Here is a 25,665-nt window from a genome sequence, read left to right as displayed (position 1 = left end):
GTTTATTTAATGAATGCCTTGACTTGCGAGCCAGCGTTCAGCATCCAGGGCGGCCATACAACCCGTTCCCGCCGAAGTAATCGCCTGACGATAGTAACTGTCGGCGACATCGCCAGCGGCATAGACACCCTCAACGGATGTCGCAGTGCGGAAGGGCGTCTGATAGACCACATAACCTTTATCATCAGTCTTAATCTGACCGCCGAGAAAATCGGTATTGGGAGTATGACCAATCGCGCAGAACATCCCTGTGGCTTCCAGCGTCCGCTCTGTGTCATCCTTGGTACTCTTAAGGCGCACTCCCGTGACACCTTTTTCGTTACTCCCCAGCACTTCGGTCACATGGGTGTTCCACTCGACCTGAATTTTAGGATTTTCAAGCACACGAGCCACCATAATCTTGCTGGCACGGAATTCATCGCGACGGTGTACCAGATGCACTTTTGATGCAAACTTTGCTAAGTAGGAAGCTTCTTCCATCGCGCTGTCACCGCCGCCGATCACCACGAGAGGTTGGTTGCGGAAACGGGGAAGGGCACCATCACACACAGCGCAGGCCGAAACGCCCATGTTCTTAAATCGATCTTCGCTGGGCAGCCCCAGATAGTTGGCCCGGGCGCCTGTGGCAATAATCAGAGCATGCGCTTCAACTTCTGAGCCGTCGGAAATCTTCAGTTTGAAGGGGCCTTTCGACAAATCGGCTGAAAGGACATCCTCTGTGATCACCCGAGTCCCAAAATTCACGGCCTGCTGTCGCATTAACTCCATCAGTTCCGGCCCAGTGACTCCATGACCGGAATGAGGAGCCATATATTGACGGCGCCCCTTTGGAAGTGCCGTTTCTAGAAACTGAGTCAGATTCGCAGCAGGAAACCCGGCGTAATTCTCAACTTCAGTGGTTAAAGCCAGTTGCCCCAAAGGAAGAGTCCCGCGAATCCGGTTTTCTTCGCTGATGGCTCCTTCAAACACAAGTGGTTCAAGACTGGCACGAGCGGCGTAAATAGCTGCTGACCATCCGGCAGGCCCGGAACCAATAATCACGACGCGCTCTGCCACAGGGTTTCTCCAGACTTTGATGTGTTCAATCAATGGGAATTCGATGATTTCTGGAACGATACAGGTGCCTGACAGATCCATCAACACTGCGACGACTGAAACATCGGAAGACGGAATAGATCGAACATGTCGGCTCAGCCAGCTTACTTGACTAAGTCTGCTATCACATCCCAAGAATGACCCCGACTTGCGAGTCGTCTGGTTAAGTAAAGACTGCCGGGGAATCAGTGGTTTTGCAGCTCATCATCAGGCGTGCCATGGCTTCGTTCGTGGTGGTGTGGAATTCTTCGCCCTTCGACAAACGAAGGCAATTACTGAACGAATCTAAAAGCCACAAAAGCTGAGGAATATCGCTAAACCATTTAGCCTCCAGCAGATCCAGCGAAGATGCTGCCCGCTGCAGTCAACCTCCGGGTGCTCAATCCGTCACTCGCCCTGGGAAAACACCCGGAAACATAAAGCTCCAAGCGACATCCAGAAGGAGGTGTCGCTCTCCGTTCGATGTTGGAGATGAAGACACGGGTTCAAGCCACGGGTTCAAGACACTGAGCCTATGAACGACAACGCCTTCCGGATTGTACCCACTTTTTCATGGGCACAGTCCGGAAGGCGAATCGAAGTAAGTCTAATGCACCCCGGTGGGTTCGAACCACCAACCTTCGGTTCCGTAGACCGATGCTCTATCCAGTTGAGCTAGGGGTGCAGCAATATGGCTGCGTGGCACTCATTATGACCTGAAGTGCTTACGCAATGTAGTCTCCGTCAGCATTAGGGTCAACCGACCACCTGCCATTTATGGACAAGTTTTCGAGCACATTGAGAGGGAGGCGGTACCTCATGAAGGCGCGACGACACAACTCTCTGAGACCATCGCTTTCAAAGCTGAGGCTTACGAAACTCCTTAAGTTCAGTCATCATTAATACCGTGAGGAAAAATGGGAATAAAAAAACCCGTTGCGAGAATGAATGACATTCAGGCAACGGGCTGATCATTTCCGGCTGGAGAGCAAGGAAGCTAACGATGTATCGCGGCCACCTTGCCTTCAAGAAATCATGCAAGCATGTTTCACAACCTCAACGAGTAATTCAGGAATGCAGTGTGCATCCTCAATTGATTAACGACGGCCACCGCCAAAGCGGCTACCACCACCGCCACCGCCGCCACCAAAGCCACCGCTACGCTCTTCGCGTGGGCGAGCTTCGTTGACAGTCAGAGCGCGACCATTCACGTCCTTACCGTTCATGGCAGAGATGGCATCGCTGGCAGACTGTGCGTCACCAAACTCAACAAAGCCGAAGCCCTTTGAGCGGCCGGTGTCGCGATCCATGACAACCTGAGCGGAGCGAACTTCGCCGAACTGGGCGAAGAGCTGCTCGAGAGTGCCGTTGTTGATGTCATATGTCAAATTGCCGACATACAGTTTCGTACCCATGACTTTACGTCCTTTAACAGAAGCGGCCTGCAGTACCCGACATCCGAAAGGACCGGTCATTGCGAGACTCGACACGAAAACCAGCCACTGCGACATTCGCATTGGCGTGGGAAATCTGATTCCAAACTGGAACCAGACAACACTCAGAAAATGAGATCAGAGAATGCGATCCGAGTGACCGCAGAATTAGCGACCAGTAACGGAGTCTCACATGAAGCCATGGGGCGAGTCGAGCTGATTTCAACGGAGGGAAGTTGCTCACTGGAGCCAAGCCATTGAAATTCGCGGACAAAAACACCATGAGCTTGCAAGTTGAAACCAGGCCTGCCAGTGCCATCACTAACTGAAAGCCGGAGAACCGACGATCTGTCTTTCGTGGACTGGGGCGCATTCGGAGAAATTGCGTGGAACTATTCTGCACGACGATCTGCACTAAACCTGACAGCCATTTCCGTCATAACACGGAAGGGTTTGGAATCGATACGGCTGAAAGTGGCAGACGGTTCTTAGAGCCTGTAATTAAAACAGGCTGCCACACAAACGGACACAAAAATTCAAAAATCTTTGGCTCGTTCGTGCTGGTTCCAATTGATTTCCCCAGCGGGAAAGCCACCTGAACCAGGAGGTATGAAAAGAACAGAAACGCAAACTTTCGACAGTGATCAGACATCGGCTAGAGTATCGAGCATTCACGAAGCTGAACAGTCCAGAATTCCTACAAATTTGCCGAATGTTCAAAATCACACCTCTCAGGTTGCGCGGTCTGCCATCATTTTGAGAACAGTGATGACCTGCGTAATGACTTTCATGGCCTGATCGCGTTCATTTTCAGTCAATTCGCTATGCAGACTCAGCCTCAATCGCGATGTTCCCTCTGGAACAGTTGGCGGGCGAATCGCTCCCACAAGAAAACCGGCCTCCTCTATCGCCTGCGCGGCTTTCATGACGTTTTCAGGGTTGTGCATCGCGATTGGGATGATCGGACTGGCAAATTGCCCATCAGGAATCAAATTCGCTTGCCGTAATTGAAAGTCAACCTGTCGAACATGGTGCCAAAGTCTCTGACGGCGCTCAGGTTCACTCTCAATAATGCCAATCGCAGCCGCTGCCGCGGCACAGACAGCTGGAGGGAGTGATGTAGAATAGATCTGTGTACGGGCCTTGTTCAGCAAGAACTCACAAAGGGAGTGGCTTCCCACAACAAAGCCACCCATCGCGCCAAGGGCTTTACTGAGTGTGCCAATCCTGAGAGCCACACGATTCTCTACATGAAAGTGCTCACAAACCCCACGGCCAGAATGGCCAAAGACTCCCGTGCCATGCGCTTCATCGACAACCAAAAGTGCATCATAGGCCTCTGCAAGATCACACAGATCAGGCAGGGGTGCGATATCTCCATCCATGCTGAAAACGGAGTCCGTCACGATCCACCGCCGTCCACCAGCCACGGGTTTCTGTAGTTCTCGCTCCAGACGCTCCAGTTCCAGGTGCCGGTATATCCGCAGCGTTGCTCCACTTTGCCGGCATCCATCGATCAGGCTGGCATGGTTGAGGCGGTCGCAATAAACCGTATCTGAGTCACGCATGACGGCCGTCAACACGCCGACGTTGGCTGCTGCTCCTGTGGGAAAAATCAGGGCATCTTCACAACCCTCAAATGCTGCAATTGTCCGTTCAAGCTGTTCGTGCCAGGGCGAGCGACCGCTGATCAAAGCACTGGCACGTGAACCGACACCCTCTTCCAAAGCGGCATGAGCGGCAGCCAGCACCTGAGGATGGTATGAGAGACCGAGATAGTCATTCCCGGAAAGGTTCACCAACGTGCGAAAATCAGCCTTTAGTAACCCTCTCTTGAGTGGGGTCAGTGTGCGGCGAAACCTGCGCAGTCCAGCTTCGTCGAGCTTGGCGATTTCCTGATCGATGGACTGCTGCCATTGATCAACAGCTCGGAGAGGACGATCCATTATCGCTGTGGGCCGGTAGAGGGAGTGAGGGCTGGTGTTTCCGGAGTCGCCCTTTTGCCAAAAAAGCCGAACTTGCGACCAGCCACCGTCACAACGCCGGCCATATGATCGTGCTCTTTCGTCCATAAATAAGCTTCAGCGGAAACCTGCGCGTTGGCGAGAAAAATCTCAATTCGTGCCTGGTGTGGCAGCGCCGAAACATTTCCCGTGATGTCATACAGGTTCTGGGACTCACGGGATCGAAACTTTCCGGTGATGCGCCCTTCATCATCGACTTTGATTGACCATTCACCATTCCAGCGATTGTCGGCATTTATGATCCAGTCGCCGGCAAAATCCTGTGCCGTTGTCTCGGCTGCTGTCAATGAGCGGGCGGGCACTTCAGATGCTGGGAGAAGTGAGCCGGGCAGGTCAACCATGATCGCAGGCGGGATCACTTCCAGCACACTTTCGGCAGTAAAAGCAATGTCTCCACCGGCTTTGGGTGGTACGACCTGACCGATATCAAAGTCAAACTGAAAACCGGCAAACAGAAGTATGTCATGACCTGTCGCGGTTGTCATATCCGGGCGATCACCTCGATAAGTAACAAACCGCTCAATGAGCAACACGGGGAGACGGTCGTCTCCGTTCTTTCGGAAGCCCCAGCTGATCAGCAGTTTGGCATAATTGCCTTCACTGGTTTTAACGACGAGGCAAGGCGTGCTGATCGATGCGGAGAAGGGCTTCAGCTTGGAAGCTCCTTGCATCGTGATTTTCGTGATGGCAGGCAGTTCTGTGGTTGCGCGCTTGACGACCGAAAAATCATGTTTGTCAAAGAGATCGGCCGCAGACAGATTTCCACTCAGTAACAATGCAGCCGCACCGGTCAATAACCACTTCCAAATAATGGTCATTGAGCAACTGGACGAAGAACGGGAGCAAATCCAGAACATGGTTTGTGCCTTATACTGCTTTTTTATCGCGTTCTTGTCATTTCTGTGACTTCTGATGAGCCGAGAATCTCTCTGGAAGCCGTATCTGTCTGTAACTGGTTCAGATTTCACGATATCAAGTGGCTAAAAACATCGACTGGCAAGACCAATCACCCGGCATGACACGGCTCTGAGCAAGTCCTTACCATTTGGTGCGTCCAGATCGCTCGAGCGAAAGCACGGAACTGCCATTGCGAAAGACGGTCACGGTGCCTGTTGACTGGCTCACAGTGATCGCCATTGCCTGAGTATGCGCCGAGATGGCAGCAGCCGTCTGATGTCGTGCACCCAGGCCATGTGTCACACTTCCTGAGGCGGATTTTGGTGTCAGGTAAGTCCCTGCGGAAAGAACGGTTCCATCCCCCTGGATGATAAACGCGCCGTCAATCAGCGCAAATTCTTTCATCGTCTCTGCCAGACTGGGATCCAGAACATTCCGAAGCTGGCGAGCGTAACCGTGAAACGGGTTGAGAACCAATTGCTGCGAGTGTCGGAGCACCTGGCGGGAATCACCAATTACAAAGAGTGCCCCAATCGGGTGAGCCTCACGGCCCTCTGCCGAGATTTCGATCGCGAGAGTCAGCACCCGAAGCATGACTGCAGGTCGAACAACATCGGTTCCGCGACGATTTTTTTCTGAGAGCATCGCCCGAAAATGAATTTCCGGCTTGGTAACATTGATGCTGTCCAACCTGCGACCGTCAGGCCCCGTCACGCAAACAACGCTGATTTTTTCGATCAGCAGTCCACTTGAAGCTGCCAGCAGAAGACCAAGGTTTGCCCGATCAGATCGCGAGAGAGAAGCGTGTGCCACGTCGAAGATATGCAAATCTTCCCGCTTATGGTCAAAATCCTCGGAATGCTGCGAGGTGATCAACAACAGTCGACCTTTGTACGACGACAAAGCCTCCCAGGGAACATTTTCCACACGCTCGACAGCCAGCAACAAAGCCTGTGCTCCCAAACTTTCCGTCAACTGGATGGCCGTCTTGACCATATTGACTGTCAGTCGCGGAATGCTTGGGCCACGAACTGGTCGATTTTCAGGTTGTATTCCTGCCTGAGTGAGCAACAGGGCATCAATCGCCTTAACGTCTTTCGCGTCAATCAGTGCTTGTCGGAACTCAGGGCTTTTCAGCAATTCGGCCAGTGCCGCCAAAACTTCGACATGGGTCTGCTGCAGTTTGCGACCAATCACGAGAAGCACAATCAGCTGAACATTGATCCCGGCGGGGCCACCATAGTCGACCCGATTTTTGCTGCGACCCAAGACGATACGAAAGTCGCCGTCCCAGTCAATAAAGGCATGTGGAAGCGCAAAATCATTAGCCACAAGAGTTTGCGCTGCAGCTTCACGCTCTTCAATCGCGTCCAGGACATTTTCTGGGTTGATGCCATCATCATCCCAATTTGCTGCTTGAACAAGTGCGCGAATGGCTCCCTGGCGTGTTTTGGCAGTCAGTTCGACAATCCGAATTCCGTTGACAAGATCAGCCAGATCCAAGATGACCACTCTCCCGCCAAAAATGATCCACGCTCGTTAAACGCCTCAACTCCTGAAATATACTGTTGTTATCTCCTGACTGTCGAGAGGCTTTCATCCGGTTGCTCTGGGCAATCTGCTGCCAGGGCAATCTCTCATGGTAAATGATATCGCAAATTGTTCTGAAGGAGTTTGTCAGCCTCTGTCCATACATCTCAGCGGGCAGCCTGGCGCTGTCCAAAGGGAATTCCACTTGGCCGAAACTCTCATGACTTGGGGTACAGAATTCGGCGTCGTGAGGAAAGGTCGTCAAATTGATGATCGACGACGAGATGATTGGTTTTGGAGATAAAGAGAGAGGGTGGCGAGCACACGCATGTGCCAGCCACCCTCTCAAGAGTTACGACAAGTGCGGGCCAACGCCTGTCGCTCCTCTGAAACCAACCACATTGCACCTATCGTGCCATTTAGTGAAAAAGTCAAAAAAGGACGCTTTACCGACGTGCAAAGTGGCATTCAGGCATCACGCTGGTCGACCGGCCCTCGCGCGCATTATTTTGCAACACACCAGCGACCTGAAATAATGCAGCAAAATCAACCACACACTCATTTCGATTGTTTTGGAATCCTTCAGAAGCCAACAATTCGTCAGCAAACAAGAACTTCTGCCAGAAAAACTGAACAAACAAACACAAAGCAAGCCCTCCTGACTTAGGTTCGCATATTTTCCCGGTGATTCTCTCCACAAGGTGGCAACGGAACAGATCTCCCACGAGAATTTCCTGCATCTTCTACTGATTGAAAGCAGCCACAAAAATCGCGAGAACTTTGGCGGCCTGCACCTGTCCTTAGCTCGACATTCGTTTGATTGACCATCCGCCTCACACCTCACAGGTGCTTCTGTTTATGTCACACCATCCTCAGCCCGTTTCTTCTGCGACAGGGTTATCTGGTTCGCGAATGACCGTCCCCAGGTTCATCAATGCCAAGGCCAAGGGGGAAAAAATCGCTATGGCGACCGCTTATGACTTCCTGATGGCCCGAGCTTTTGATGACTCGGGAGTTGATTCGATCCTTGTCGGTGATTCATTGGGAATGGTGGTTCAAGGACACAACTCCACGTTGCCCGTCACTATTGAGCAGATGATCTATCATGGCGAGATCGTGGCACGCGCCTGCCGGCGGGCACTTGTGATTGTGGATCTTCCTTTTTTGAGCTACCAGGTGAATGGAGATCAGGCGGTTGCCAATGCGGGTCGGATCTTAAAAGAAACGGGGGCAGCCGCCGTCAAACTGGAAGGGGGCGCATTACAGGCCAGCACAATTCGCCGGATCGCCGACGCAGATATCCCTGTCATGGCCCATGTGGGGCTGAGACCTCAGGCCATTCACATGTTGGGTGGGCTGGGACGCATTCAACGGAACGCTGAAGTGATTCTGGCCGATGCGAAAGCAGCAGAAGAAGCGGGGGCCTTTGGTATTGTGTTGGAACTCATCCCCGAAGAAATCGCAGCTCAGGTCACCAGAGAATTACGAATCCCCACAATTGGAATTGGAGCTGGCCCTCATTGTGATGGTCAGGTTCTGGTTGGCCCCGACCTGCTGGGTATAACACCTGGGTTTTCCCCCAAGTTCCTAAAACGCTTTGCGGAAATTGATACTCAAATTCGGCAGGCGGCTTCCGCCTATGTCCAAGAGGTTCACCAAGGAACCTTCCCAGGCCCTGAACATAGCCACACATAATGGCCACACAAAATAGCCAGCGGGGATATCGCAAACATAGCCTCAGAGTACACGCAGCCTTTTGGGACTCTCTGGCTATGGGACTCTCTGGCCTGCTGAATGACACAATAAAAGAATAGGACCGGCGGGATTCGAACCTGCAACCAAGGGATTATGCGTGCCACTTCGGCTTTCGCCGCCCCTTTCGGGTTTGTGGTCTGGACTATACCTTCACATTACGTGTCTGCCGTCTAGTCTCTACACCTTCCGCTTTGCAGCGGTTTGGCTCGGGATTGGCATGCCTCAAAGAGGTTTAGCGTTCCCCGAATTTGACAGATTCTACTGAAGTCCTCTCGAAGAAGACGACAGCAACCCAATTGGACTCAACCATGCCTGAAAGGTTTAGGTCAGTCCTCTTAAGTCCCCTGCTCTAACCGTTGAGCTACGGTCCCCAACATTCTTCGCTTCTATTTATCAGATTTGTGAAGCATCGTCGACTCCGCAGGCACCACGAATCTCTGTTCACTGATCTCACTTTTCAGCGGCAAGTCTCCACGCCTCCATTGAGTCAGCGATCCAGACAGAACATGATGTGAGCTGCCACACCATCTTTCAGCCTCAAGATGACGATTTGCCCGGCAGTCCACGACAGATTGCCACTTTTCAATTTGAGCCTGAACTTTGACTTCTCTCAGGCATGGGATCATCACCATTGAATGATTTGCATCAACCCTTCCGTCAAAACAACGTCCAGACATCCGGACAGGGATCGCAGTTGCCACGCCTGGTGAAAGCCTGGCAGACTGAAGAATTTCTCATGAATTCCACTTCGGAATTCCCTCGAACGTCGGGGCATGGGATCGCTGATCTCACATCACAAACTCCTGCATGGGTGATCGATCGCTGGAACGAAGTTGAACAGCATGGATTTCTCAACTGGTTTGTCCCGGCTTCGTTTGGCGGGACGATGGAATCGCACAGCGAGGCCGAACGCCTGGAATTGGGGATGACACTCGCACGAGGCTGCCTGACCACGTCATTCCTGCTTTCACAAAGAAATGCGTCAGTCATTCGCCTGGCAGCATCGAACAATCAGGAAACCAGGGCCAAATGGTTACGACGGCTCACATCAGGAACAACATTCACCACTGTCGGCATTTCGCATTTCACCACGTCACGCCAATTCAGTCAGCAGCCAACAGTCACAGCAGTGCCTGTCACTGACGGCTACCTTCTTAATGGTGTGGTTCCCTGGGTGAGTGCCGGGCAGAGGGCCGACGCAATTCTCACAGGCGGAACCATCATTCCATTGGATGATACCCCACTTCAAGTGCTGGCCATGGTCGATATGTCTCAGCCCGGCGTCACCGTGCAACCACCAGCACCACTCATGGGACTGCGAGCAACACAGACTGGCCAAGTAGAATTGCAAAACGTCTTGATTGCTCAAGATGATCTTGTGGCAGGGCCAGCGCCACAGGTCATGAAAGGGAGTACCGGGCCTGCGAACCAGAAATCCAAAGGGCAGGGGGCAGGTTCACTATCGACCACTTCACTGGCCCTGGGAGCAACACTGGGAACGATTGACCGATTGGCACTGGAGGTGGCTCATCGTCCGGAACTCCAAGAGATCCACGAGGCCTTGCTGAGTGAATCCTTTGAATTGCACAAGCAACTGTTTGAGGTACTGAATGAGACCACAGATTTGACGCCGGAAATTCTTCGTCAAAGGGCTAACTCACTCGTCTCTCGAGCGGCACAGATCTACCTGTCAGCCTGTAAAGGGGCAGGTTATGTAGAAGGGCATCCTGCAGCCCGACTTGTCTCTGAAGCGATGTTCTTTACCGTTTGGTCATGCCCACAAGCCGTTGTTCTTGCCAGCTTGCGGCAACTTTCCTGCAGCACTGGGGAAGGGTGGTAACAGGGGAGGTTAAATTACTTCACTGATTCTCACCGCGACCCATCTTGAGTTCTGGCAATAAAAAACGTTGCAAGCCAGGATCTCTCCCAACTCGCAACGTCTCATCAATCCGAAATTTTTTAGCGTTCCTGCCACATCATTACAGCGGACAACCGCGGTCACGTTGTCGTTATTTCGCAGTTTTTTCGGCAGCCTCTTCTTTGGCCGCAGCAGCCTTCTTCTCGGCTTGCTCCTTTCGGCGGAGTTCCTCCTGATGCTCTCGCATCGGGTTTGTTGACTCGTTTCCGGGAGGAGTGTTGCCTGGAGCATTGGGCGTGCCTGGCCGTGGTGCCGCCCGCGTTTCCCCGGTCGCTGGCTTAGTAATCGTCAGATCCGTTTCACCAATGGTTCGCGGGAAACGATTATTGGAAAAGTTTGTATCCGCAGTTTCGTTGTAAGGGTCAATCACCACCGCTTTCAAAGGCTTGGCAGTGATGATCAGTTTGCCGATCTCGCTTCCTTCCAAGCGCCAGATCTCGGCAGGATAACGCCGAATTTCCTTTGTGCCGTCCTCAAATTCCAACTGGAGAATCAGCGGCATGGGCAATTCACCGTTGTTTCTCATTCGCACTTCATAGAGTAAGTCACTGCTTTCAAGAACGGCTTTCTCTTCAGGCGTCAGACGCTCCATAAACTTCTGAAAACGATCCTGCTTCTTCTCTGTCACAGCATGCGGATCATAGGTGTCATAGAAGTCTTTAAGCGATTCATGTTTTTCCACTCGCTGCGGCAGCATGGCGTCGCGTTCATCCATCAGATTGAGAGACAGCCTGGCCTCGTTGCGATCGGCTCGCTCTTTCTCTTTGGCAGGATCGCCTGTCTGGAGCAGGCGGCGATTGACCGACAGCAACTCCACCTCATTGGATGATGTCGAAAAGAACCAGCCTCGCCAGAACCAGTCAAGATCCACGCCTGAGGCATCTTCCATCGTTCGGAAGAAGTCGGCAGGCTCAGGGCGTTTAAAAGCCCATCGTCGGCAATACTCCTTGAATGCCACATCGAACAACTCTCGGCCAAGAATCGTTTCCCTCAACATCGTCAGACCGACCGACGTCTTGGCGTAAGCATTTTTGGCGACATCCTTAAGGTTATCCGGCTGCGTCATGATCGGCTGATGAGCAGGATTCTGGAGGTATTCCGCAATACGCGATGGCTCACCGGTCTTCCCCATCCGACGCTTCCAGGATCGTTCGGCAAAGCCCTGCACAAACTGATTGAAGCCTTCATCCAGCCACATCCAGTGCCGTTCATCGTTGTTGATGATCATGGGGAACCAGTTGTGACCGGTTTCATGAATGATTACAGAAATGAGTCGATTCTTGACAGCTTCAGTATAAGTGCCATCCTTCTCGGGGCGCGGCCCGTTGAAGTTGATCATCGGATATTCCATCCCACCACTGACGACTCCCATGACTGCGGTGCAATGAGGCCAGGGATAAGGAATGCCAGTCACTTCAGAATAGACTTCAATCGCCTGAGCCACGGCATGTGTTGAGTATTTATCCCAAAGAGGCATCCCTTCCTTCGGATAGAGAGACATACAGAGAACAACCCGGCCGTTCAAAGGGACACCCCAGGTATCCATGACAAAAGTTCGCGAAGTGGCAAAAGCAAAGTCACGAACGTTTTCGGCCTTAAAATGCCAGGCCTTCATTTCCGGGGAGCTTGTCACCTTCCGTTTGGCTTCAGCTTCTTCCTTGGTGATAATGAAGATCGGCGCATCTGAAGTCTCTGATTTTTTCAGAAGCTCTTTCTGAGTGGCTGTAAAGACATCATTAATGTTGACCAGTTCTCCCGTCGCAGAAAGAGCATGATCTGCGGGGACATGGAGGGTGACATCATAGTCGCCGAACTCGACAGTGAACTCGCCACGGCCAATGAACTGCTTGGTTCGCCAACCCCCGTAATCGGTGTAAGCGCAGAGGCGGGGATACCAATAGGCCAGGCCATAGATGGCATTGCCGTCATCGAGCATTTCATAGCCCGTTCGCCCTGGCATCAACTTGGTATCGTTGATCAGGTATTGCCAGTCGAGTTCAAACTCATAGGACGACTTTGGCCCAATCCCGCCGGGAATGGAAATCCGCATCATTCCCTGATGGATATGAAACGATAAAGGTTTCCCGGATTTATCAACCACTCGAGAAATCTTCATTCCGCCATCAAACGTTTCGGGAATCGTCGTTTGACGCAACGTATTAATCGAGACTGAACCGTTATCGCTCCACGTTCGTGTCAGATGACCAATTGATTCTGGAGTGTAGGTATCTGGCTGTAATTGAAGCCAGAGATAATCAAGTTTGTGAGGAGAATGATTTTCGTAAAGGACTTTCTCTGTCCCCCTGATCGTTTTTTTTGCTTCATCGAGCGTGGCGTCAATCTTGTAGTTGGCTCGTTGCTGCCAATAGGCCGGCCCAGGGGCACCGGAAGCCAGTCGTGCTTCGGTCGGTGTTGGTAAGAGGCTATCAATCTGCTGGAACGCATCAGGCCCCACTGGTGAAGTGTTGTTTGCAACGGGTGCATCAGTGCCCTGAGCGATTTCCAATCCGGAACTGGTGACCAATGCCAAACCTGCCACGATCAGACAGCCAAACGTGACACATTTTCCAGGACGCGACTGTCGCCAACGTGAAGAATCTCGAACGCCAAAAAAAGACATGATAACAGGCATCATAAAGGCGGGATGTCCTTCGTAGAGAATGTGAGTTAACAGTCGCCCCGACTACCAGCAGAGGCCCCTTGGTGACACTTTATAAGACCCCCACCGATGGACACAGAAAATTTGTTGTTTCCCATGGAATCAATGAGCTTATGAAAGTGCAGCAATATGCCTGACACAACCTTTTGTTCAGTTTAATCCCGATTCTTTAGGAGAATCGGGATTGCCTGAAAGGCCTGGTGACCAGCGCATCCAAAGAGACCTGCGGGACAATCAGCGAACCGAAAATCGCCAAGTGATGCGGGAGCGCGTCATCACAACGAATCTCCATGAACCTAAAAAGGGCACGGGGGCTACGTCAACAGCATTGGCAAAAAACTGGTGACTCAATGAGGGATGAATCACTCAGCCTGTTCTATCACAAGCCCACATCGAATGACTCTGCCAGAGAAGGGGACAGGCAAACGCTGTCATATGGCAGCATCTTGACAAACTGAAGTGAGTCAGAGGTGATGATCGGGCGACTTTGTCAGACGAGTCATTCATCGCCTTTACGAATAATCGGTTCGTGTGCCAGTCTCATCAGGTGGAGAACCACCAGGCGGTTCTTTCTTCGGCCCCTCGTGTGGCGTCTCTGAAGCCGACTGGTCAGTGACTGGCTTCTGTCCCTCAGAGGCTTCAGCAGAAGTTTTAGAGATCACCGAAGGAGTCTTATTGACGAACCAATATTCCGGTAAACGATGCTGAGCAGGCAAGGGACGCCGGTTCATCCGTTTCAGCCGACGAGCCCAAACCAGCACTAAGACCATCAGCATGACACCCGCGATCACAATCCCAGCCAATGCCGCCAGTCCGGCCCAGGCGCGCGCCCTCATCTCTTTTCGGGAAGCTTCCGATTTGCGTGCCTGATCACGAACGGGTTGATCAGTGGCGAGTTCTTCGGCAGGTCGACTTTCGGTGACTGGTGTTAAGGCAGCTTCTGGCTGTACTTCGGGTGGTTTCGCCCCGGCTGATAATTGCTCGGAAGGTAAGCCCTCTGTTTTCAGTTCGGAGGAAACTTGAACTTCTGCCGCCGCTGCAATGTTCTGCAGCTTTGATGAAAAAGCCAATGACGGCTCGAAGAAGGCGAGAACCGCCATCATCCCTGCCAGAACAGTCCACCTCACCACAGTCGCGAATCTCTGAGTCCATCGCGAAATTCGTGATTGAAACACAGGCTTCATAACCAGATCCCAGTTCGTGGCGCGGGTTGACCATGCTGCTGGAGTTGTTCGTAAGCCGCTTTTTCTTCAGGACTGAGCGTTTTGGGAACAACAATTTTCACAATCACAAACTGATCTCCGGCAGGTTGGGACTTTGAAGCCGCAACACCTTTTCCCCGTAAGCGCAACCTGGCATTGGACGACGTTCCCGGCGGAATAGTCAGTGTCATCAGGCCTTCTTCAAGCGTCGGCACATCGACTTTCGCCCCCAAAGCGGCTTCAGCCGGTGTCAAAGGCAAGTCAATCAACAGGTCACGTCCGTCCCGCTTGAAGAATTTGTGCGGCGAAACGTGAACTTCCAAAAGGACATCACCTTCCTGGTTAGGGCCCATTCCCGATAAACGGATCTTTTTTCCCGACTCAATCCCGGCAGGAATTGTCACCGAGACATTGTCACCTCCTTCGAGATGAGCCAGGTGAACATCGATCTTCCCTCCGAGAATTGCTTTTTCAAAGGGAACATTGACCGGCATTTCAATGTCGCGGGGAGGCCGCCGTGATCGCGATCGCTCACCACGAGAACTGCCGCCACCAAACCCGCCGAAGCCGAAACTTCCCAAAAGATCTTCAATATCGACAGCTGACGCACCGCCGCCGCCACCGGCCCCACCAAACGGAGAACGACCGTAGGGCGCACCGCCGCCTTCTCCATTGGAAGCCCGATAAAAATCATGGCCTAGCTGGTCATATTTTTTACGTTTGTCCTCATCTCCAACCGCGTCGTAAGCCTCCTGGATCTCCTTGAACCGTTGAGCGGCTGCCGCATCACCGGGCTTGGCATCAGGATGATATTCCCGAGCCAGCTTGCGATAAGCCTTGCGGATTTCGTCCGTGGTTGCAGTTTTTGTAACACCAAGTACCGAGTAATAGTCCTGTCCTGGCATGCTGTATGGATTCCTGACGTCCGTAAATTTCACCGTTCCCAAAGTATACGATAAAACGTTTTCAATTGTGGACTCATGAGTTAGGTTCTCACGGCAGTTGTTTCAAAGAATTCTGCTCATAAATTGTCCCTCATCTGGAACATGCTTTGCACTGTTTGGGAACTGGACACGACGTTTGCCAGGAGAGGCGATGTCTCGTGGAGCTTCAAACCTGATTTGACAGATTAAACATTGAACTGTGAGCAGGCCAACGAGACTGCAGCACAGTTCAACAATCTGTCAGGGCAGGGGTGTTGTCCCACCAGAAATTCACCTCGGCTCAAGGGAGTTTGCAGAAGAACAAAATGCTGTCTGCCAATTTGTGTTCCAGTGACACAAATTGAGCGAAAACAGACGGAATTTGATCCTTCATGCAAACTGCTGTCAGTATGTGACGGTTTTAACGATCGGCGAAAGAACGCAAAGAAGAAGCAATTTGACCTGTGCTCAGGGCGACCTATAGTCGTTTTGTCGGGGCAACGAAAGTTTCGTTAAAGAAACATTGCTGCCACCCGGTTACACACGTCACGCTATCTTTGGCTACATTGCCACGCGGGTAATTGCAATGGGCACGGTTTGCGGACGCTCTCGTTAGATCCTTGAGGGGGGCTTCAAGGTGCATCCACCATTTGGACTGCGCTCAAAATCTGTTTGGACATATCTTGCCTTTGCGGCGATCGGCTGGGCAGTTGCCTTTGCCGCCGAAGCCAAGGCAGAGACTCCACTTCCAGCCACTGAATCAGCAGCTCTTGAAAGGGCGGCTGACTTTGAGCGAAGCCGGCAGTGGGCTGAAGCCATCGGACTCTATGAGAAAGGGCTTAAACAATGGCCCGAAAATCCGCAGCTGAAATACGGCCTTCGGCGAACACGCATTCAGTATTCAGTTGATCGCCGCTATGCCGATCGCAGCTACACAGAAGGGCTGACGACCGTTTCGCTGAACGACTCGCTGGTCTTCCTGGACGACGCGATCCTCAAAGTCCGAAAATACTACGTCGACACCATCAGCCCCACAGCATTTGTCGCCCATGGAACAGAGAGTTTGTATATCGCTCTGGCCAATGAAAAATTTATTGCACAAAACGCGGCATCTATTCCGCCAAGAACGATTAGTTCGTTTCGAGTGATGTTGAGGGATCGATACTGGAATAAGCCATGCGGCAGCATGGAAGAGGCCCGGATGGTTGTCAGCGAAGTCGCTCGCCTGGCCTCCAGTGAATTGAAGATTGCTCCCGGTGCCACGGTCATGGAATACGTCTTTGGCGGTTGCAATGCCCTGGATGAATACAGCAGTTTCCTCACCCCTGGCCGCCTGGATGACCTCTACAGCAACATCGAAGGCGAGTTCGTCGGCATCGGCATCGAAATGAAGGCCGAGCCTGGTAAAGGAATGTTTCTGATCAATGTCCTCAGCGATAGCCCCGCAGAAGAAGGGGGAGCCGCTCCGGGTGACTTCATCGTCAGCATCGATGGTGTCAACTGCCAAAACATGAGTACTGAAGAAGCCGCACAACTCCTCCAGGGGTCACCAGACAGCCGGGTGCGTCTGGATCTGAAAAATCCTCGCACAGAACAAATCCGCCAGGCCGACTTGAAACGCCGGGCAGTTAAAGTCAAAAGCATTCCCATCGTGCGAATCGTCGATCCCGTCAATGGCATCGGCTACATTAAAATGACTGGCTTCCAGAAAAATTCGGCAGCAGAACTCGACGCCGCACTCAATGAATTGCACGGCCAGGGAATGAGAGCGCTCATTTGGGATCTTCGTGGTAATCCGGGAGGACTGCTGACAGCCGCTGTCGAAGTTCTCGACCGTTTTCTTGATGACGGCATGATCGTCTCGACCAAGGGACGCACACAGGATCAGAACTGGAGCTACACCGCCACTCGCGGAAACGACTGGAATGTCCCTCTGGCGATTCTCGTTGACGGTGACAGTGCCAGCGCCAGCGAGATTGTCGCGGGTGCCATTCACGATCATGGTCGTGGCGTGCTTGTGGGACGCAAAACTTATGGAAAATGGAGCGTCCAGAGTATTCTGCCAGGGCGTTCATCAACAGGTCTGCGATTAACGACTGCCAAGTTCTATTCGCCCAAAGGGAACACCTATGGAAAAATTGGTGTCGAGCCTGACGTCGCCGTCAAGCTGGCAGAAGAACAATTCGCGGGCTACCGTGGCTTGAGAAACGAAAACCCCGAGGATGATCAGGATCTGGCTGCTGGGATGAACTCACTGCGACGCCAACTCGCCCGAAGGTAATCACCTCAAAAAAGTAAGACGAACCCGCTGTCTTACGACAGAAGGCGCCTATCAACACCAAGCCCGTCATTCCCTATGAATGACGGGCTTGGTTCGTTTCCTGCACACTCGTAATGAAAAACTCTTTGCAAACAACGGTGATGTTTAGCAAAAGGGCAAGAGAATTCATGCAGAAAAATAGTGTTTCAGGATCGTCGACTCAATGACTTCATAACAGCGATTCCAGTGCGACTTCTCTCATATCAGTCACGTTCTGGCGGCGTAAATAACTATACTTTCCAGGACAAATGACGAATATACGCCGCCATACCGAATTGGAAACGGGTCTAAAAGTCCCAATTCACTCGCATTCCAACAAAATTAGCAGTGCTGGTGCCAAAGCCCTGTTTTCTCAGAATCGGATGAATGTAGTTAAACTGAACTTTCATGTAGGGGTTCAAATACCAATTGACACCTACTGTCAGGTCATGCAACTCACCGCCGGCAATGTTGACATCCTGCAAGTCGATCCATGACCAGCGGGCCGCTAATTCCCAAGCACCAGGGCCAGCCGGAACAGGGGTACTTCCGGGAGCGGGAAGAACATTCGTCTTCGGAATGGGTCGCCCGAACATTCCTGTGGGATGCACGACCGAAGCGCTGCGGGTGACATAAGGCCGGTGCTCACCAGTAATAAACCAACTGACAAAAGCATAAGCTCCATGAAACTGCGCTTGTGGGCCATCGATCTGATCGACCTGCACAAGGTTGTATTCTGACTGAAACGATAAAGGCCCGCGGACAAAGGCCATCTCAAAGTTGATCAAATCTACGGTACCCGCGGGAATGTTGCCCGTATCGACGAAGTTGGGAATGCTGGCCCCTCCGGTTTCAGCCATGCGGATTTCGGGCGTGGTCGCAATCCGGTATTGCCGGTCATCAGGACGACGAATGCTATGTGCAAAACCAAAATGATTAAGATAACGAGTATTCGCAGGGTCAAATCCTGGCGCCCAGACGATGCGATGACTAAATGCCCAATCGGGGGAATCGCCCACATCGTCACCGTAATTATCACTGCCTGATTTGAAAAAGCCGTATTGCCACATCAAGCGATCCGACTCAGTCGAGTTAATCGCAATGATTCCCGTATTACGAGCAGGCGCCATCGCGTCGGCCAAACCACGCTCTAAAAATGTGCTGAATCGGTTCGCGGATAACCGTTCAAGGCTAAATGGCTCAAAGAAGTGCCCGACACGCACTGTTCCAAAGAAAGGGACATGCTGGTGTCCAACCCAGACGTCCAGAAAGCTGGGTCGACCTGCCAGCGCAAAATCCATTTCGATACGGTATTCATACCACTCCTCAAATCGACCGATTGCCCCCAAACGTGCACGGCGAAAGTCAGTTCCATTGGGAGCATCGCCGACAGCTAACCGATTTTCCTCTGATTGATCAGAAAAAACGGTGTCAATCTGCAACTGCCCAGTCCACTCGACAGTGGGCAAGTTCTTCTTGGAAGTATTGATGGGTGATGTTTCTTTTTGGATCGAGCGTGCGTGCTCCGCTTCAAGTTGTTTTTCGACATGATCCAGACGCTCGCGAAGACGCCTGAGTTCGTCAGCGATTTCGCTCTCAGCGGCAGTATCCGCCTTTGGGGAAACAACCTCGTTGAAAGGTAATGAGTCTTGAAACGGAATCAGAGGTTCTGAAAGTTGCTCAATACCAGGCGGAGACGAGAAGCCATACGAATCAGTGGGCATCGTGGCAGAAGCGACCGACTGTGATTCGCGGCGCACCTCATCTTGCGCGCAAGCAATTCTGCTACAGAGGTTCAAGCTGACCGCGATGATCACGATCAAGCCGAATCGTGCTGGCATAAGAATCATGTCGCCAAATAAGGCACGCGACAACAACTGATCACGCATCCAGAATTTCAGCATCACAGACGAGATTCTGCACAGTCCAGCAGTCATCCCGCAGTAGGACAGCACACGATGCGATCCAAACGTAGCCGAAACAAGTCACCGTTTCTGTAGGTATCGGTTGTAACGGCTAGCCAGGTGGAGCACTGAGCGGTCAAAGATAGAAAATTACGATGAGACTCCGGATTGCAACGCGCGAAGTCCGGCAAAAGTCGCCACGCGATCATCTCTCAGTTCTCAGCTGATTGGTTCACTGGCCAAAAAAACCACAAATTATTATTGACGGTTGACCACTCAAGTGAACACCAGTAACGTGCGACACAGACTGGCCTGGGGCTTGGATATCATCACTCCCAAGACAACCACGACAGGTTGAACGAGGACTATCCCAAGATGGCCGATTCCGAACAACTGCTTCGCCAATGGTCGATACTCCGGACGCTCACTGCTCGTCGGCACGGAGTGACGTTGAAAGAACTGGCGGCAGAAACCTCGGTCTCTCAAAAAACCGTTCAACGCGACCTGCGTCTGATGCAGCGTCTGGCCTTTCCGATCAAAGAACGTGTGGGAGATCATGGCCGCAAGCACTGGATGATGGACAGCACAGCGGGCCTGCCAGCATTGACGTTTACGCTGGAAGAAGCCGCCGCCCTCTACCTGGGCCGGCAGTTCCTGGAAGGATTAGCAGGCACCATGTTCTGGCAAGGCTCGCAAAGTGCTTTTTCCAAAGTCAAAGCTGCTCTGGGTGAGCCGGCACTCAGGCACCTGCAAAAGCTGGCCACCAGTTTCTATATGACTTCGCACGCCCTGATTGATTATCAATCGCGCGGCGAGCTAATTGACAACCTGATGATTGCTATCGAGGATCGCAAACTGACGGTCATCACTTACCAAAGCCTCAGAGCCACTGAACCAGTCACTTTCTACGACATTCATCCCTACTCTTTAGTCCATCATCGCGGCGCGTTATATATTATTGCCTGGTCGAAAGACCATGAAGCCATTCGGACATTCAAGATCGATCGCATTGCCTCGGCAGAGCATCTCGGCTTGCAATTTGAACGCCCGGACGATTTTGACACAGCCAGTCACCTGGCCCACTCTTTCGGCATTTTTTCTGGTGACGGCCCGCCTCAAGCCGTCCGCGTTCGTTTTTCGCCCAAGGTTGTCCGCATCCTGGAAGAAAAACAGTTTCATCCCAGCCAAAAGCTCATCTCACAACGTGATGGCAGCATTCTGGCTGAATACAACTTATCCAGCTTTGAAGAATTCAAATCCTGGATTCTCAGCTTCGGCCACCTGGCTGAAGTCCTGGAACCGGACACATTGCGAGAAGGTGTCGTTGCCAGCTTATCAAAGGCCTTATCACAATACAGCCAGCAACCGAGTCCACATCATCATCGTAGGCAATCTGCTGATCACAGAAATTAGCCAGGATACGAGCAAATATTAAATCATCACAACAGCAAGTAAACAGATACACACCAGGTAAATAGATAATGACTTTTCAGAAATTCTTCCATACCGCCACCAAAGGGTGCACCCCTTATCCTTATCAGGAGCAGTTCGCGACGGCGGAAGAACTGCCGTTATTATTAAATGCTCCCACCGGAGCCGGAAAGACAGCCACCGCGATTCTTGGCTGGTTGTGGAGACGGCAATCGCGACCGGAGAGCACTCCACGGCGTCTTGTCTATTGCCTGCCCATGCGTGTTCTGGTTGAGCAAACCGCTCGGGAAGCCCGAGAATGGATTCAGCAACTTGCAAAAGTATTAAAGACCCCCGTAGGCGTCCATGTATTGATGGGGGGAATTGAATCGGAACGTTGGTTTCTCCATCCCGAACGACCATCCATACTGATTGGCACTCAGGATATGCTATTATCCCGAGCGCTGAATCGGGGCTATGCTGCCAGCCGCTTTCACTGGCCCATCGATTTTGGGCTGCTCAATAACGATTGCTTGTGGGTCTTTGACGAGCCACAGCTCATGGCAGGCGGTGTCAGCACCTCCTCGCAGATGGCTGGCTTACGAAAAGCCTTTCCACTTACGGTGCTTGCCAATCATTATGGATGTCAGCCACGCTCGAACCCGCGTGGTTAGATACAGTCGATTTTCGCGGGCAATTCAACACCTCTCCCCAAGAATTGACAGAGGCTGACTATGCTCCCGAGCTTCCATTATTCAAAAAAATGACTGCGGCAAAGACACTTTCAAAATTAAGTGCGACTTCATCAAAAGACATGAAGGATGTCGCAAAATCAGCATGGGAAAAGCATCAACCGGGGACACAAACTCTCATTGTATTGAATACCGTTGATCGAGCCAAAGCGGTCTATGATGAGCTACTCAAACTGCGTAAAAAAAACGAACGTCCCACTCTCCTTCTTATTCATTCACGGTACCGTCCCAAAGAACGTGAAGAACGCAATACGCTTCTTCAGGAAAAAGGGGATTCAGCCAATGATCGAATCATTGTTGCCACGCAAGTTGTTGAAGCCGGCGTTGATATTTCAGCAAGAACTTTAATGACTGAACTCAGTCCCTGGGCCAGCCTTGTCCAACGTTTTGGCCGTTGTAACCGAACAGGAGACGATGGAACCTCTGCTGATCCAGCACAGGTTTTCTGGATCAATTTTGATGACAAACTGGCTCTTCCTTACACGACCATTGATCTTGAATTCGCCAGAGAGCAGTTGCTCAAACTGGATGGCCACAATGTCTCGCCTCAGGCACTGACAGAGTTCAAGCGGCAGCAAAAAATTGAACTTCCCTTTGAACACAAGCATGTTCTTCGTCGGCGCGACTTGATCGATCTGTTTGATACCGCTCCTGATCTTTCAGGGAACGATATTGATGTCTCTCGATTCATCCGAGGGGACGATCCTGAAACGGATGTGCAGATTTTCTGGAGAAAATGGGTGGAAAATATTCCCGGTGAATCTCAACCAGAACGCCGGGAGCTTTGCTCGGTTCCCATTGGTCAGGCGATCAAATTTCTGGAAACAATCTCTGAAAAAAAACGAGGCAAGGCCTTCATTTGGGATCATCTCGATGCGGAGTGGGTCGAACTGAATTCACGTGCTGTTCGCCCTGGTATGGTCATTCTGCTCCCCTGTGAGGTGGGAGGCTATTCCGATCTCGGTTGGGATCCCGATTCCACCTCGCTTGTCATAGAACTTCCGCTGGAGCAACGTCCTCAAGCAGAAGAATCGATTGATTCTGATCCCCATTCTTTAACGGATGAAACACCCTATACCATTGAAGAGCACACCGATCATGTTGTCGCCAAGTTAGAAGCAATGTTGCAAACTCTGCCGGAAACGCTCCAGGCAGAAACTCTGCTCCTGGCTGCTCGCTGGCACGATCTGGGGAAGGCCCATCCTGCATTTCAAGATGGATTGCGAGGTGTGAACCCGGAACTCCTGACTGATAAACTGTGGGCCAAATCCGGCAAACAAGGAAGATTGACTTACGGAGACCGCAAACACTTCCGACACGAACTGGCCTCCTCCTTGGCAGCACTTCAATCGGGTTTGTCTTTTGAAGCCGTCTACCTGATGGCATCTCACCATGGCCGAGTCCGCCTGAGCATTCGGAGTCTGCCGGGTGAAACATTGCCAGATGACCCGCAGATGCTTTTCGCACTCGGAATTCAACAAGGTGATGAGTTACCTGTTACGCAGTTGGGAGCAGACACGCTGACCCCAACAATCACACTTGACCTCTCCCCGATGCAATTGGGAGGGGATGCCAGTTGGACAGGTCAAGCCTTGGAATTTTTAGCACAGCTGGGGCCATTCAAGCTGGCTTATCTGGAAGCTTTGCTGCGAGCAGCTGATGTGCAGGCCAGCCAAGAGGAGGCAGGACGATGAATCAGATAGAGCTAACGGGCTGTACGCCAGAACCATTGATGAATTACCTCAAGGCGTTGGGGATTTTCCGTCTGGTGACCGAAGACACCAAACACGGCGACCCCAAAGCCAAGCTCTCCTGGTCAGGCGGCGTAGCCGTTCTCCACACTGAGTTTGATCGTGAACGCCTCATCAAATTCTTCCTGCAGGATTATCATCCCACACCGATTGTGGCACCCTGGAACGGAGGAAGCGGCTTCTATGGAGGCGGGGCAGAACCACTCGAAGCCATTGCCGCTTCATCGTCCCGGCGTCTGGCGCCCTATCGCGAGACCATCGCCACCATCCGGCAGTTAATTCCTTCACAAAAGCCAAAAGACGAAGACAAGCTTCGGCTACTCGTCGCCTGTCGTAACGAACTGAATGATCAGGTCGGTGGATGGCTGGATTGCTGTTTCGTTCTTCGTGACGATGCTGCGGGCTTCTTTCCTTTGCTAGGGACAGGTGGCAATGATGGCCGACTCGACTTTACGAATAATTTCTTTCAGAGACTGGCTGATGTCATTCGATTTGACGAGCAAAGCTCTTCGTCAGACACATCAGAACAACTCCTCAACGCAGCCCTGTTTGCAGACACTATCGTTTCCTTGGGGAAATCTGCGATTGGTCAATTCAATCCCGGAGGCATTGGAGGAGCGAACGGTATTCAGGGGAAATTTGAAGCCGATTCCCGCGTGAATCCTTGGGAATATGTCCTGATGGTGGAAGGAGCAGTGCTGTTTGCAGGCTCCGTCGCACGCCGGCTCGACTCTTCGGGAATGCTGAAAGCATCTTTCCCTTTTACTGTCGACTCCGTAGCCGTTGGCTATGGTTCCGCTATCGGGAATGAAGAGACAACAGACGGTTCCCGCGCTGAACTCTGGTTGCCGCTTTGGAATCCCCCCACATCATACGCTGAAGTGCGAAAACTCTTCGCTGAAGGGCGAGCACAATTAGGTCGCCACCAAGCCCGCAATGCCGTGGAGTTTGCATTATCCATTAACCTCCTGGGCGTCAGCCGGGGAATTGCCTCTTTTGTTCGCTATGGTTTTTTGAAACGCAATGGTCTGGCATTCCTCGCGACACCATTGGGGCGTATCAACGTCACACCTCGTCCCCAGGCGAAATTGCTCGATGACCCCCGATTGACCCAATGGCTAAATCAATGGCGATCAGCCTGCCGGGATAAAGACAAGACACCTCAGAGATATCAATCGGCTCTTCGCAGTATTGATCAGGTGATGTTTGAATTCTCTATTCGTAGCGAACAGGGGAATGATGCCAAGTATTTATTAAACATTCTTCGCACTCTGGGACGTGCCGAAAAGACCCTCGCCACGGGTTTGAAATTTGCGCAAGAAAAACGAATTTCTCCGCTGGGCGGCTTAAATTCTGATTGGCTCGTGCAGACGAACGACAACAGCGCTGAGTTTCGATTGGCCCTATCACTCGCTGGAATCCAGGGGATTCGCGGCAGTGACGTTGGGCCAATCCGCACCTATCTTGAAGAAGTCGTCACACTTCCTTTTCCCAAATGGCAGCCAGGAAGTACCTCTGCAGTCTGGTCGAATCAGTCGTTCGAAAACAACTTGGCCTCAGTTTTTCGACGCCGACAGCTAGAAACCTTTCGCAATGAACGCCAGAGTGAATCGCACAATTCCTATTGTTATGCCAACCTCGACGACATTACTCACTTCCTGCGAGGAAACGTCGATGACACTAAGATTGACGAGTTATTGTGGGGCCTGCTGGGCGTTATCGCTCCGAGCCAGCCGATTTTTGGCAGTCGGTCAGAATTGAATCCGCCATTTGAATATGGCTGCCCACGATTGGTGGCTCAAAATCGCCTGATTGAGGCCGCTAATCATTATTGGACATCGTCTGCATCTCAGAATGCCAATGTCAAGACTGATGGAGAAGTCTTCCATTGCCTGGCATCCAGACGCCCCACAGCGATTGCCGAATCTGTCCACCGAGCAGCACTCCGTTTGAAATCGGGAGGACTGCTGGTGAATGGCTACCGAAATAGCGGTCAATCCGGGAAAACAATTGATGTCACTTCATCGATCTCACCGCAACGTTTGTTGGCGGCCATGCTCTTTCCTGTCTCCGAAAACGATCTCGGCAAATTAGCAAATTCTGTGCTCTATCCCCCTGAAACTGAGGAATAACT

17 protein-coding genes and 1 tRNA gene are annotated in these 25,665 nt (G+C 51.9%); 7 read left to right on the top strand and 11 right to left on the bottom strand.

Translation table 11 applies throughout. The annotated features are described in order from the left end of the window. Positions 1-6 precede the first annotated feature (6 nt). The 7 genes from SH287x_RS06960 to SH287x_RS06930 form a co-directional block, all read right to left on the bottom strand. Positions 7-1,056 carry an NAD(P)/FAD-dependent oxidoreductase gene (locus SH287x_RS06960; RefSeq protein ID WP_479517872.1) on the bottom strand — a complete coding sequence of 350 codons (1,050 nt, stop codon included), beginning with the start codon at positions 1,054-1,056 and terminating at the stop codon, positions 7-9. Positions 1,057-1,685: 629 nt separating this feature from the next. Continuing rightward, a tRNA-Arg gene (locus tag SH287x_RS06955) sits at positions 1,686-1,759 on the bottom strand. Between the two features lie 412 nt (positions 1,760-2,171). Then, positions 2,172-2,489: an RNA-binding regulator gene (gene rbp, locus SH287x_RS06950; protein ID WP_479517871.1), complete on the bottom strand. Its 318-nt coding sequence runs from the start codon at positions 2,487-2,489 to the stop codon at positions 2,172-2,174. Positions 2,490-3,238: 749 nt separating this feature from the next. Further along, a complete protein-coding gene (locus tag SH287x_RS06945; protein ID WP_479517870.1) occupies positions 3,239-4,453 on the bottom strand; it encodes an aminotransferase class I/II-fold pyridoxal phosphate-dependent enzyme in 1,215 nt (404 codons plus the stop codon). Further along, positions 4,453-5,388 carry a hypothetical protein gene (locus tag SH287x_RS06940; protein ID WP_479517869.1) on the bottom strand — a complete coding sequence of 312 codons (936 nt, stop codon included), beginning with the start codon at positions 5,386-5,388 and terminating at the stop codon, positions 4,453-4,455. Before SH287x_RS06940 ends, SH287x_RS06945 begins: the two co-directional genes overlap by 1 nt. 181 nt (positions 5,389-5,569) lie before the next feature. After that, the gene (locus SH287x_RS06935; RefSeq protein ID WP_479517868.1) at positions 5,570-6,940 is read right to left on the bottom strand and encodes a diadenylate cyclase; all 1,371 of its coding nucleotides are present in this window, start codon (positions 6,938-6,940) and stop codon (positions 5,570-5,572) included. Between the two features lie 464 nt (positions 6,941-7,404). Beyond that, positions 7,405-7,683 (bottom strand): hypothetical protein, encoded by a 279-nt coding sequence (locus tag SH287x_RS06930; RefSeq protein WP_479517867.1) that lies wholly within the window; start codon positions 7,681-7,683, stop codon positions 7,405-7,407. A gap of 133 nt (positions 7,684-7,816) precedes the next feature. On the opposite strand from SH287x_RS06930, the gene panB reads away from it, so the two are divergent. Then, positions 7,817-8,653, top strand: a complete 837-nt coding sequence (gene panB, locus SH287x_RS06925) for a 3-methyl-2-oxobutanoate hydroxymethyltransferase (protein ID WP_479517866.1) — start codon at positions 7,817-7,819, stop codon at positions 8,651-8,653. 796 nt (positions 8,654-9,449) lie between these two features. Continuing rightward, positions 9,450-10,553 (top strand): acyl-CoA dehydrogenase family protein, encoded by a 1,104-nt coding sequence (locus SH287x_RS06920; protein ID WP_479517865.1) that lies wholly within the window; start codon positions 9,450-9,452, stop codon positions 10,551-10,553. 169 nt (positions 10,554-10,722) lie between these two features. Here SH287x_RS06920 and SH287x_RS06915 read toward each other — a convergent pair whose 3' ends face one another. The 3 genes from SH287x_RS06915 to SH287x_RS06905 form a co-directional block, all read right to left on the bottom strand. Then, positions 10,723-13,266, bottom strand: a complete 2,544-nt coding sequence (locus SH287x_RS06915) for a M1 family metallopeptidase (protein WP_479517864.1) — start codon at positions 13,264-13,266, stop codon at positions 10,723-10,725. Positions 13,267-13,802: 536 nt separating this feature from the next. Beyond that, positions 13,803-14,474, bottom strand: a complete 672-nt coding sequence (locus SH287x_RS06910; RefSeq protein WP_479517862.1) for a hypothetical protein — start codon at positions 14,472-14,474, stop codon at positions 13,803-13,805. Next, positions 14,471-15,397, bottom strand: a complete 927-nt coding sequence (locus SH287x_RS06905) for a DnaJ C-terminal domain-containing protein (RefSeq protein WP_479517861.1) — start codon at positions 15,395-15,397, stop codon at positions 14,471-14,473. The genes SH287x_RS06910 and SH287x_RS06905 overlap by 4 nt, the downstream gene beginning before the upstream one ends. A gap of 655 nt (positions 15,398-16,052) precedes the next feature. Here SH287x_RS06905 and SH287x_RS06900 point away from each other — a divergent pair. After that, positions 16,053-17,696, top strand: a complete 1,644-nt coding sequence (locus SH287x_RS06900; protein ID WP_479517860.1) for a S41 family peptidase — start codon at positions 16,053-16,055, stop codon at positions 17,694-17,696. 326 nt (positions 17,697-18,022) lie between these two features. Here SH287x_RS06900 and SH287x_RS06895 read toward each other — a convergent pair whose 3' ends face one another. Continuing rightward, positions 18,023-19,603 carry an OprO/OprP family phosphate-selective porin gene (locus SH287x_RS06895; protein WP_479517859.1) on the bottom strand — a complete coding sequence of 527 codons (1,581 nt, stop codon included), beginning with the start codon at positions 19,601-19,603 and terminating at the stop codon, positions 18,023-18,025. A gap of 390 nt (positions 19,604-19,993) precedes the next feature. On the opposite strand from SH287x_RS06895, the gene SH287x_RS06890 reads away from it, so the two are divergent. From SH287x_RS06890 to cas8g1, 4 genes are all read left to right on the top strand, one after another. Beyond that, positions 19,994-21,031, top strand: a complete 1,038-nt coding sequence (locus SH287x_RS06890; RefSeq protein ID WP_479517858.1) for a helix-turn-helix transcriptional regulator — start codon at positions 19,994-19,996, stop codon at positions 21,029-21,031. A gap of 68 nt (positions 21,032-21,099) precedes the next feature. Then, positions 21,100-21,702 carry a DEAD/DEAH box helicase gene (locus SH287x_RS06885; protein ID WP_479517857.1) on the top strand — a complete coding sequence of 201 codons (603 nt, stop codon included), beginning with the start codon at positions 21,100-21,102 and terminating at the stop codon, positions 21,700-21,702. Next, positions 21,672-23,474, top strand: a complete 1,803-nt coding sequence (cas3, locus tag SH287x_RS06880; protein ID WP_479517856.1) for a CRISPR-associated helicase Cas3' — start codon at positions 21,672-21,674, stop codon at positions 23,472-23,474. Before SH287x_RS06885 ends, cas3 begins: the two co-directional genes overlap by 31 nt. Continuing rightward, positions 23,471-25,663, top strand: a complete 2,193-nt coding sequence (gene cas8g1 / locus SH287x_RS06875; RefSeq protein WP_479517855.1) for a type I-G CRISPR-associated protein Cas8g1/Csx17 — start codon at positions 23,471-23,473, stop codon at positions 25,661-25,663. Before cas3 ends, cas8g1 begins: the two co-directional genes overlap by 4 nt. The last annotated feature ends 2 nt before the right edge of the window (positions 25,664-25,665 follow it).

The organism is Planctopirus sp. SH287, assembly GCF_056500625.1.
The sequence above is the reverse complement of the archived record's forward strand: the minus strand, read 5'-3'. Positions and strand labels throughout refer to the sequence as shown.